The sequence below is a fragment of the Vibrio sp. R11-SG3-ISO9 genome (assembly GCF_059834255.1).
On record NZ_JCBDGU010000050.1, the window covers coordinates 131,436 to 143,667 of the forward strand.

Here is a 12,232-nt window from a genome sequence, read left to right on the forward strand (position 1 = left end):
GTTTTAGTGACTAAAAGTCCAGTTGCCAACCTTGATAGAAGTATCAATCTTGATGTGTCGCCCACTCTTCACAATAACTCATGAAGGATTTGAGAAGTGGACTCTGATATTTGTCTTTGTGGACTAGCATCCAAAATCGACGCTTCATATCCAGTGGTACATTCAGCGTTTTAACTCGACCATCTTTGATAGCGGGCTCTGCTGCGAGCTTGGAGAGACAAGCCAAGCCTAGTCCAGCTGATACCGAGTTGATGATTGCTTCTGTGGTATTGAGTTCGAATGATTCATACCAGTGCTCAAGACGCGGTGCCACTGTACGTAAAAAGAACTCTCGAGTACCAGAGCCAGATTCACGGAGTATCCAGTGACTGCTCTCAAGCTCGCGCAGTGGCACGGTATCTAAGTCTGCCAACGGGTGATCGGGGCTAGCAACAATGCACATTTCGTCGCTACTAAATTGGCTCGTGAGCAGTTCGGGATGCAAAGTTTTACCCTCAATCAGCGCGATATCGAGTTCGTAATCGACCAGCTTTTGGCAAATCAGAGCACTGTTCGAGATAAACAGACTCTGCTCTTGATGCTGGGTTTGCTGACGAAACCCAGAGAGGATAAACGGCGCAACTTGATTGCCTATGGTGTCACTGGCGCCAACCTTTAATAAACCACTTAAGGGTTGGTCGTCACTGAATAATTCATCAATGCTGGCCGCTCGATGTAGTATCTCATCAGCAAGAGGCAGCAATTTTTGTCCCTCTTGATTGATGATCAGTCGGTTGTTAACGCGATCAAACAGAGAGTGCCCAAGCTGCTTCTCCATTTCACCTAAAGCCATACTGACAGCCGCCTTTGATAAAAAGAGTGCCTCGGCAGCGGCAGTCATCGTCGAATGTTGGGTGATGGTGACAAATACTTTGAGCTGTTTAATTGATATATTAGCCATCGAAATTTTATCAGCCTGTGATTGAGTGGTTTTATGTTTAGAAAACCTGAACAAGTGTTATATATAATTGGATATAACTTAACAAACCGCAAGCGTATTATGGCCTCAACAAGCTGATGAGTTCACAGATAAGTGAATGGGATGAAGAGAGGCTGACATGATTCAACGACTAAAATACAGATTAACCGGCGCACCGACTCCTATGGCGGGACTGGCTCTTGCTATTGCCAGCCTTGGTTGGTGTTGGGATGGGGTACTCGTATCTCAAGGCTTATTGCAAACTCCTGGGTTAGTGCAGTGGGTGAGCGCTGGGATTGCGGGTGTACTTCTAGCAATATTGGCAGTGAAATTTTTAATTCACGGTCATTTGCTGCGTGAAGATCTTGCGCACCCTGTTGTAGGCAGTGTTGTCCCGACTTTTGCGATGGGTTGTATGGTGGTATCGGCATCATTAGATCCGATCTCTGTGTTTTTAAGAGAACTGGTGTGGATTCTCTCTGTAGGGTTGCATGTGATTTTCTTGGTGAGCTTCTTGTACCACCGCGCTAAAGAGTTTGAGATCCACCATATGGTACCAAGCTGGTTTGTTCCACCTATTGGCATTGTGGTTGCGGATGTTTCTTTCTCGGGTAACCCTGTACTTGAGCCAGTGGCGAATGCAGTATTGTTCTTCGGTCTCGGTGTTTACGCAGTGATGCTACCAATGATGGTGTATCGTTTGATGTTCCGTCACGAGATCCCAGACGCGGCGAAACCAACAATCGCTATCCTAGCTGCGCCGGCAAGTCTGTCTTTGGCTGGTTATCTCACCGTATCTGCAAACCCATCACCAGTAGTGATTGGTCTGCTATTCGGAATTGCAATTTTAATGACATTCATCATCTATGTAGCGTTTTTTAAATTGCTTCGTTTACCATTCAGCCCAGGCTATGCGGCGTTCACTTTCCCTATGGTCATTGGTGCGACAGCCTTGTTTAAGGTAGCGGCTTGGATGCAGGATGTAGGTGTTGAAGGTGAGTACATCAACCAAGTGTTCAATTTGGCTTACTTAGAGCTAATGGTCGCGACGCTCGTCGTAGGTTATGTAGCCGCACGTTACTACATGAATTACAAACCACACCGTTTAATGAGCGTTGCAAAAGGTCGTTTATAACGGGTGGTCGTTCAAAAGATAAACAGACCTTAAGCTTTTGGTATTTCATAAGCTTATATTGCTCATCCAAACTCAGCACTTATGCTAATCTGGCAGTATATTGTGGCAAGATTAGTGTGAGTGCACTTTGTTTACTGTTTACCATTCCAATAAAGTTGATACTTTAAAAATTCTTCTCGTTCACTTAATCAAAAGTGATCCTCTGGCTAATCCATTCGACAAAGAGCAGATCTTAGTACAAAGCCCGGGTATGTCTCAGTGGCTTAAAATGGAGCTGGCGAAAGAGTTTGGTGTTGCGGCAAACATAGATTTTCCTCTGCCAGCAACCTTCATCTGGGAGATGTTTACCCAAGTTCTTCCTGATGTTCCCAAGCGCAGTGCCTTTAACAAAGAGGCGATGACTTGGAAGCTGATGAGCATTCTGCCCGCTAAGCTCGACCATCCTGATTTCTTGCCACTGCAGCGTTATTTGGAAAACGACACCGATAGCTCCAAGCTGTACCAATTGGCTGAGAAAATTGCCGATATTTTTGATGGTTATTTGGTGTACCGACCTGAGTGGATGGCGGCTTGGGAAGCGGGTGAGCCTGTGGCTGAGTTGCAAGACGCAGATGGTCAGCAAGAACATCCGTGGCAGCCGATATTGTGGAAAGCTCTGTACGAGCAAACACTATCCCAAGGCCAATCAAAGTATCACCGTGGTAACTTGTACCATGACTTTATTGAAGCGCTCGCACAGCAGAAAGATCAGCTTTCCCATCTTCCTAAGCGATTGTTTGTGTTTGGTATCTCATCACTACCACCGCGCTATATGGATGCCCTCAAAGCAATGGGTGAACACATTGATGTCCATTTAATGTTCACGAACCCATGTCAGCACTATTGGGGCGATATTCGAGACAGAAAGTATCTGGCAAGAGTGGAAGCGCAGCGTCGTAAGCAGTTTGCTTTGGTCGAGGGCTCGCCTCAGCTAGAAGGAGAGGTTTCACCTCTTAAAGATGGCTTGGAAGCTAATGTAGAAGATGAACTGCACACTAGCCAAGCCGTGGGCAATAGTTTACTGGCATCGATGGGTAAACTTGGTCGTGACAATCTGTTTTTATTGTCCCAGTCTGAGTGTGAAGAGCATGAATTTTTCATTGATGTTGAGCGCGATAGCCTGCTGCATCAGCTTCAAGCCGATATTTTGGAGCTAGAAGAGCATCAAGATGATCACATCGTCGATTCGAGTGAACACAAGCAGAGTGTTGTACTTGGTGACCGCTCGTTAACGGTTCACGCTTGTCATAGCCCAATGCGTGAAGTGGAAGTGCTGCACGACCAGTTGCTGGCGATGTTCGATGCCGATCCAAGCCTGAAACCACGCGACATTATCGTAATGGTAGCGGACATCAATGCCTACAGCCCTGCGATTCAAGCGGTGTTTGGTAATGCTCCGGGTGAGCGTTACATCCCTTACTCCATCTCGGATAGAACGGCCGATCAAGAAAGCCCAATCTTAACCGCATTCATGCAGCTGGTGGCGCTGCCTAAGAGTCGTTGTCTTGCTTCAGAGCTGCTTGAGTTACTTGAAATCCCGGCGATGATGGCGCGCTTTGATATCGATGAATACCAATTCGAACAAGCTAAACAGTGGGTTGAAGAGGCGGGTATTCGCTGGGGTGTTGATGGCAGTACCGCAACAGAATTTGACCTACCCGAGACTCAACAAAACACTTGGCTGTTCGGTGTTCAGCGGATGCTGCTTGGCTATGCGATGTCTGAATCTGCAGGATTATTTGAAACCGCTGACTCATCGATTGCTGCATACGATGAAGTGCAAGGCATGAGCGCAGAGCTTGCGGGTAAGCTCGCGCACTTTATTGATCGCATTACCCATTATCGACAGCGCCTCAATCAGTCACAACCGATTGAACGTTGGCGTGAGACTCTGCTTAACTTGATCGATGACTTCTTCAGCGTCGAGCTTGAGGGCGAAGTGGTATTAAAGTCGATTCGTGATGCCCTTGGGCAACTTAACGAACAGCTTGACGATGCTCTGTTTGAGCAAGATTTATCACCAAGCATCGTTTATCAGTACCTGAACAATAAACTCTCTGGGGCACGCATCAGCCAACGCTTTTTAGCAGGACAAGTGAACTTCTGTACTCTGATGCCGATGCGTTCGATTCCTTTCAAAACGGTATGTCTGCTGGGAATGAATGATGGTGTTTATCCGCGTTCTATGCCACCAGAAGGCTTTGACTTAATGAATGGTCGCACTCGTCCGGGTGATCGTTCTCGTCGTGATGATGACCGTTACCTGTTCTTAGAAGCGATGTTATCGGCGCAAGAGAGCCTGTACATCAGTTATGTTGGTCGCTCTATTCAAGATAACACAGAGCGCGTCCCGTCAGTGTTGGTGTCTGAGCTGATCGAATACTGCGAGCAGAACTACTGTCTACAGGGTGACGAGGCTCTGGGAAGCGATGAATCCGGGCGTAAGCTAAGCCGAGCTCAGATGTTTGAACACACCATGACGCCATTCAGTCCGAGTGCTTTCATGCCGGGTCAAGACAATACGCAGCTTAGCTATGCTAAAGAGTGGCTGCCTGCGGCAAATCGAGCTGGTGAGCGCAGTGGTGAATTCAACCGTGCGTTAGAAGATTACCTTGCCGGAGCAACTTACCCACTTGAGCTTGATCTGGTTGAGTTACAGCGTTTTTGGCGTCTACCTGTTCAATACTTCTTTAATCGCCGTTTAAAGGTGGTGTTTGAGCCGCCGTTACCAGTGATGGAAGACGATGAACCGTTTGTGTTGAACGGCCTAGAGAGCTATCAACTCAAAGATGCACTCTTACAAGTATTGATTGATAACCCTCAATCGCCGGATGAAGCCATCCGTCACTTTGTCGCTAAGCAGAAAGCTCAAGGTCGTTTGCCAGTTGGAGCATTTGGTGACATAGAGTTTGAGACCAATCGTGTGCAAGCCGAGGAGCTAGCCAAAGAGATCCAATTCGTTACAGGTGCGCCTAAAGAAGATTTAGAGGTCAATATTACGATAGACAGCCTCGGCGAAGGAAAGCCGGTCAAGTTGATAGGTTGGCTAACGCACAATTATCAATCGGGCCTTGTGCGTTATCGCAGTGGTAAAATTCGCGCGCAAGACTATCTGGCTGCTTGGATTGATCACCTGTGTTGCAATGTGATGGGCAACCCGCAAACAACGCATATTATCGGCTACGACAAAAAAGAGGGCGTGGTGCATCTTACGCTTAGCCCTCTGAGTGATGTTCAAACGGCAAAGCAGACTTTAGGCGAGCTCGTTCGCCTGTTCTATCAAGGTATGACTCAACCGCTTCCATATTTTCCTAAAACGGCCTTAGCAGGAGTTGAGGCAGGATTCAGTCGAGGCAAATGGGTTGATGATGAAGAGAAGTCTCTGAAGAAGATGGCGGATACCTTTAATGATAGTTACGCGTTTACCGGTGAAGGACGCGATAGCTACATCTCACGTATTTGGCCAAAGTGGGATGACACATTGGCGGCGGAAGCAAGGCTGTACTCTACGTTAGTGATGCAAGCAGCTCGTCTTGCAGCGATTGATCCCAATGATCAGGAGTAACTTAGGACGATCGTCAAGATCGCTCAACCCATGCCAATTAGGCCGATGTATATGGGAAGCTTATTGCAATTTTAGAATGAGTATAGACTGGATAAGAGAAGTACTGATAAGTCAGGGAATGAAAAGCACAGGAATTAAAGTGGCCGCCAGTAAATCATTATTAGTGTAGGGCGTTCGCTGTACGGCCACAGGTCAGAGGGACCATTATTCTTTTGGTTCTTTGGTGGCGAAAAAGTAATCGCTTGCCTGAACTCGTGGGCGCATAGTAACGACGTGCACCAAATTGATCCGTGAGAGAGATCGCACTCCCTAATAAGATATTGGTACTAGACCAGATTTGAATGACGTTTTTGATACTAGGTCACATTTGTAACAGAATAATTAAGAAGAAGGCAGCTCGGTATGACTACCACAAATCGTGATCTCGCTATCACGCCACAAGCGCTTAATACCATGACGTTTCCTCTGCATGGGGCGCGATTGATTGAAGCCTCTGCGGGTACGGGGAAAACCTTCACGATAGCTGGCTTGTATCTGCGACTTTTGCTTGGTCACGGTACATCAAAGGTTGGCGTAAACGGTGAAGAGCCGAGTCGACACCAGCAACCACTAACGGTCGATCAGATTTTGGTGGTGACCTTTACTGAAGCGGCAACCGCGGAACTTAGAGATCGTATTCGAGCTCGTATTCACGATGCGCGCATTGCTTTCTCGCGTGGTCAGAGTGGCGATCCTGTGATTGCTCCTCTACTTGAAGACATTGACGATCATGCGGGGGCTGCCAAAATCCTTCTTAATGCTGAAAGGCAGATGGACGAAGCGGCGGTATACACCATTCACGGCTTCTGCCAACGCATGCTAACGCAAAATGCTTTTGAGTCGGGCAGTCGCTTTGACAATGAATTTGTGACCGACGAAAGTCATCTAAAAGCACAAGTGGTGGCGGATTACTGGCGTAAACAGTTCTACCCATTACCGCTGCAGTTGGCTGGCGAAGTGCGTAATATCTGGGGTTCTCCTTCTGCTCTGTTAGCGGATGTGAATCGCTACCTGACTGGCGCGCCGTTAAAGCTAACGGTAGAGGCGATGTCTGGTGATCTGCAGTCTCTTCACAACAGCAATCTCGACAAAATCAGAGCGCTCAAAGCACAATGGCTGGCATCGCAAGAGGACTTTCTGCCCATTATCTCGGGCTCAGATGTTAACAAACGCAGCTACACCAAAAAGTCACTGCCGACTTGGTTAGAGGCGGTAACGACTTGGGCGCAAAGTGAGACACACGATTATCATTACCCAGATAAACTCGAGAAGTTTGCTCAATCGACGCTGAATGAAAAAACTCCGAAAGGCACCGCTCCTTGTCATGAGGTTTTTGAGGCGATTGAGACCTTCTTAGCACAGCCAGCAGATATGAAAGCGCCGTTACTGGCGCATGCAATTACTCATTGTCGAACCATGCTTGCCGCTGCCAAAGAGCAGAAGCAGTGGCTCTCGTTTGACGATCTGCTTACCCAACTCTCAGCATCGATTGATGTCGATGAGCAATCATTGTTAGTCGAACGAATTCGTGCTCTTTATCCGGTCGCGATGATCGATGAATTCCAAGATACCGACCCTCTGCAATACAGCATCTTCAGCCGTATTTATCTGGATAGCCCACAATGTGGTTTGTTTATGATCGGTGACCCAAAGCAGGCGATTTACGGCTTCCGTGGTGCAGATATTTTTACTTATATCAAAGCGCGTAACCAAGTGAGTGCCCACTACACTCTTGGCACTAACTGGCGTTCAAGTGCAGACATGGTGAGTGCGGTAAATCAGGTGTTTAGCAACTCTGATAGTCCGTTTATCTATGACGAAGATATTCCGTTTCTCCCTGTCGCTTCGAGTCCAAGTGCAGATTTGCGTCAATGGACACTTGGTGATGAGGTTCAACCTGCGGTGACATTTTGGCTGCAAGAGGCGGAAGACAAGCCTTTGCCTAAAGGGGAGTATCACGCAGCGATGGCAGAAGCGACGGCGAGTCAAATTCAAACAATATTGACTGCTTCTCAAGAACAGCAAGCGTTTCTTGATAACGGCAAAAGCCAAAAATCGATTCAAGCGGGTGATATAGCTGTATTGGTGCGAACCGGTAGTGAAGGGCGTTTGATTAAGACGGCTCTTGCAGAGCAAGGCATCGCCAGTGTTTACCTCTCTAACCGAGACAGTGTTTTTGTCAGTCTTGTTGCTCAAGACCTTCAACGTTTGTTGCAAGCGGTACTAACTCCTGAAAATGACCGAGCTCTTCGTGCTTGCCTGGCTTCTGAGTTGTTTGCCCTTGATGCGGCATCGCTAGACCAACTGAACAATGATGAGGTTGTTTGGGAAAATGCGGTTAATGAATTTCGTGAGTACCGAAAGCTGTGGCTACAGCGCGGTGTGCTACCGATGTTACGCGCGGTGATGAGTAAGCGCCACCTAGCTGAGCGATTGTTGGAAGAAGAGAATGGGGAGCGTGTACTGACGGATTTAATGCACATCGGCGAATTGCTCCAACAAGCGAGACAAGAGCTAGACAGTGACTATGGACTGTTGCGCTGGCTCGCGGAAGCGATCATCGATGCGCAGAATGGTTTGGGTGGTAGTGAAGATGACATTCAACGTCTAGAGTCAGAAAGAAACTTGGTGCAAATCGTTACTATCCATAAATCCAAAGGCTTGGAATATGACTTAGTGTTCTTACCGTTTGTAGCAAGCTACCGTGAAGCGAGCGAAGGTAAATATTACGACCACGCTACAGACACCACTGTGCTTGATATCACAGCCAGTGATGGCGCGTTAGCGCAAGCCGATAAAGAACGCTTAGCGGAAGACTTACGTTTGATCTATGTAGCGCTAACCCGTGCTGTTTACGGCTGCTTTATTGGTATGGCACCACTGCGCAAGGGGCGCTCAACCAAAGAGCCGACGGGTGTGCATTTGAGCGCGATGGGCTATCTGGTTCAAAATGGGAAAGAGTGCAGCATTGCTGAACTACAGCAAGCGTTGGCGAGTTTAGAGAGTGGCAATCAAAGCATTACATTAAGCGAGACGCCTACGCAGCATGAGCAGCCTTTTGTAGCTAAATCAGAACCACAACCTGATCTCCAAGCTCAAGAGTTGAAGGCGTCGATTGACCGTGCGTGGCGTATCACTAGTTACTCTGGGTTAGTCAAGCAAGGCAGTCATGGCGCAACTCATGATGCGACGATGGAGGTATCGGGCTTTGATATTGATTCTGCCGATGAGCAGGATGAAGACGAGCTGATTGAGCCAGAGCGTTCTATCTTTACTTTCCCTCGAGGAGCAAGACCGGGTACGTTTTTGCATACCCTGTTTGAAGAAGTCGAGTTTACCGAGCCTGCGACCAGCGAGCACAATACTCAAGTGATCACTCACTTACTGGAACTTGAACAGTATGAGCTTGAGTGGTTACCGGTTCTTCAACAATTGGTTGATACCGTGCTCAACACCGCTTTAGATGGTAAAAAGCTTAAGTTAAGCGAGAAAAATGCTTCTCAGCGACTTGTTGAGATGGAGTTTTTATTGCCCATTGAGGTGTTAGCATCCTCAGAACTCAACCGTGTTATTCAGTATCATGATCCTCTTTCGGCGAAAGCTGGCGACCTCGGTTTTCACACTGTGCAAGGCATGTTGAAGGGCTTTATTGATTTGGTGTTTGAACATGAAGGCAAATGCTACGTGCTTGACTGGAAATCAAATCACTTAGGGGATGATGTGGCGGTTTATCATGGCGACGCCCTTAAGAGTGCTATGGCCGATCACCGATATGATTTGCAGTATCAAATTTACGCCTTAGCTCTGCACCGCTTCCTACGCAGTCGAATTGCTAATTACAGCTACCAAAAGCATTTTGGCGGTGTTTATTATCTGTTTTTACGTGGTATGGATGGACAATCTCAGCAAGGAATATTTTCCGCTAAACCAAGTGAAGCCATGCTCAATGAAATGGATCAATTGATTGACGGCAAGGTCGTCGATCGCCAAACAACTCAATCGAATGATGACCAAGCTGGACAGATGGAGCTTATATAATGACACCCATTGATTTACACCAAGCGCCATTGATGGATGTGCTGCAGCTATTGGCAGACAAAGGCACCATTCGCCAGCTCGATTATCAATTTGCTCGCTTTATTGCTCAGCAAGCGAGTGGCTACTCGCAAGAGGCCGGTACCGCACAGCAGCTTGGCTTTCTTGCAGGTGTGGTGAGTCATGAGTTAGGTAAAGGCCATATATGTATGCAGCTGACAGTGAGTGATCACTATCAGTCAAATATACCCGCTGATTTAGCGCAGTTACTTGGCCTTTATGGCGAAGCAGCACTGCAGCTTAATCAACGACTATTGAATATTGATTGGTCTGCTATTTTGAGTAACTCAAGTCTGGTTGGCACCAGTGCTAAATGTGTTAAGCCACTCATGTTTGACGGGCAGCGTGTCTATCTCCAGCGCTATTGGAATTATGAGGTGGTATTGGCTGACGCCTTAAATCGCTTGAGTCATCCAGTGGAGTTTAATCTGGAGCAGAAGCGAGCACTGACACAAACACTTAATCAGCTATTTGCTCGTAGCTACCACTTTCTTTTTAATGCCTTGGCCAAAGCTGATTCGAATGGTCAAAGCTCACAAGTGCTGCGCCAACAGTTGGTTTGCGATCACTTAGATGTCGTCTCAGAATCTGAGCTCAATTGGAGCGAGATCGACAGGGTTGTAACGGATGCTCGTCAGGTTTCTGACCTTAGTGCACTGGATGAGTTAGTGCCTTTGTCGGTATGCCTCAACTGGCAAAAAGTTGCAGCAGCGGTAGCTCTAAGTCGACGCTTTGCTGTGATATCAGGTGGCCCTGGTACAGGTAAAACCACCACTGTGGCAAAACTGTTATCTGCGATGGTCGAGCAGTCATTGAACTTGGGCAAAACACCTACCATTAAATTGGTTGCGCCGACAGGTAAAGCGGCAGCGCGTTTGACTGAGTCTATCGGTAAGGCGATTGATCAGCTACCTGTTGAACCTATCGTCAAACAGAACATTCCAACAGAGTCGAGTACTTTGCACCGCTTGCTTGGTGCCATTCCGAATCGTGCCGAGTTTAGACATCACCGTCGAAATCCACTGCATTTGGATATTTTGGTCGTCGATGAAGCTTCGATGGTCGACCTCTCTATGATGTATAAGCTGGTGGATGCGCTTCCTCCACATGCGCGCTTGATTCTTCTGGGAGATAAAGACCAACTAGCCTCGGTTGAAGCTGGTGCGGTGTTGGGCGATATTTGCGCTTTCAATGCTCATGGTTACAGTGCTTCTCAAGGAAATTTGATAGCTGAGCTAACGGGCTTTAGTTCTTTATCTGGCAGACAATCCAAGTCGCATAATGTAGTTAGTGCTCCGGCTGTCGCTGATAGTTTGTGTATGCTGCAAAAGAGTTATCGTTTTGATGCTCGCTCTGGTATTGGTCAACTTGCCAAGGCAATTAATGCAGGTTCGGCCGCCCAAGTCGATGTGGTATTGAATAAAGGCTTTGCCGATATTGAGCATCACTCGCTTTCTAGTGACAGCTACAACCTGATGCTTCGCACGTTGGTTAACGAATACGGCAACTATTTAAATTGTATTCACCAACCGTTAGCTGAAGGTGAGAAGCAAGAGGAGCGCGCCAAACAAGCGATCGATCTTTTCAGTCAGTGTCGACTTCTTTGTGCCGTACGAGATGGTGATTTTGGTGTTTCAGGGTTAAATCAACGCATTGAACGAGCATTAGCCGCGAGGCGTTTAGTTCAACCGCACAATGAAGAGCTTTGGTATCACGGTCGCCCTGTGATGGTAACACGTAATGACCATGGCCTTGGCTTGTATAATGGCGATATTGGCCTCTGTATGCTGGACTCTACCGCTACCGAAGATGGTTCATCGCCAAGGCTTAAGGTTTATTTTGAGTTGCCTGATGGAAGTGTCAAAGCGGTACTTCCTAGCCGAGTTCCTGAGCATGAAACCGCCTATGCGATGACAATCCATAAATCTCAGGGTAGTGAATTTGATTTAACCTTGATGATACTGCCACCGGAGTTCAGCCCGATTTTGACGCGAGAGCTTATCTATACGGGAGTAACACGTGCAAAGTCTCGTTTGATGATGTTTAGTGATAGCTCGGTGTTTAAGCGAAGTATTAAGGTGAAAACTCAGCGTGTGAGCGGATTAGCGGTGCGTTTGGGGCGCAGTGAAATCTAGCGGAAGGTAATTTTTAGATGGGAAGCAGCCGTCCGTGGTTGCTTCTTTTGAGTTTAGACCTAGCTGTCTTTACTCAGAAATGCTCTCGTAAAAGAGATATGGTTTATCTTGTATTTTGCTTGGCAGTTCAAGATAAACTCCTTCAAGTTGTCAGTCACTGGAAAAACACAGTGGACATCTAACCCTTCAAGAAATTGGTTGTCAGCCATATCCCAAAAGCTCTGTAGCGAATTACAAATAATGGTTCTCATATCAATATGCTCTTT

The 12,232-nt window shown here is 47.2% G+C and carries 6 protein-coding genes; 4 read left to right on the top strand and 2 right to left on the bottom strand.

Going from position 1 to position 12,232, the window contains the following annotated elements; translation table 11 throughout:
• Window positions 1-43: 43 nt before the first annotated feature.
• Complete coding sequence (locus tag AC6R05_RS18710) at window positions 44-940, bottom strand: LysR substrate-binding domain-containing protein (RefSeq protein ID WP_150871238.1); 897 nt, start codon at window positions 938-940, stop codon at window positions 44-46.
• 157 nt (window positions 941-1,097) lie between these two features.
• Here AC6R05_RS18710 and AC6R05_RS18715 point away from each other — a divergent pair, with 157 nt between their 5' ends.
• From AC6R05_RS18715 to recD, 4 genes are all read left to right on the top strand, one after another.
• Window positions 1,098-2,093: a TDT family transporter gene (locus AC6R05_RS18715; RefSeq protein ID WP_475638055.1), complete on the top strand. Its 996-nt coding sequence runs from the start codon at window positions 1,098-1,100 to the stop codon at window positions 2,091-2,093.
• 127 nt (window positions 2,094-2,220) lie between these two features.
• Window positions 2,221-5,697, top strand: coding sequence for an exodeoxyribonuclease V subunit gamma (recC, locus tag AC6R05_RS18720; protein WP_500648283.1), 3,477 nt, complete (start codon window positions 2,221-2,223; stop codon window positions 5,695-5,697).
• 402 nt (window positions 5,698-6,099) lie between these two features.
• Entirely contained in the window at window positions 6,100-9,774 is a 3,675-nt protein-coding gene (gene recB, locus AC6R05_RS18725) for an exodeoxyribonuclease V subunit beta (RefSeq protein ID WP_500648284.1), read from the top strand.
• Complete coding sequence (gene recD / locus AC6R05_RS18730) at window positions 9,774-11,966, top strand: exodeoxyribonuclease V subunit alpha (protein WP_500648285.1); 2,193 nt, start codon at window positions 9,774-9,776, stop codon at window positions 11,964-11,966. Before recB ends, recD begins: the two co-directional genes overlap by 1 nt.
• A 59-nt stretch (window positions 11,967-12,025) precedes the next feature.
• Here the strand turns inward: recD and AC6R05_RS18735 are convergent, their stop codons facing one another.
• On the bottom strand, window positions 12,026-12,217 hold the full coding sequence (locus tag AC6R05_RS18735; RefSeq protein WP_500648286.1) for a hypothetical protein: 192 nt from the start codon (window positions 12,215-12,217) through the stop codon (window positions 12,026-12,028).
• Window positions 12,218-12,232: the final 15 nt, after the last annotated feature.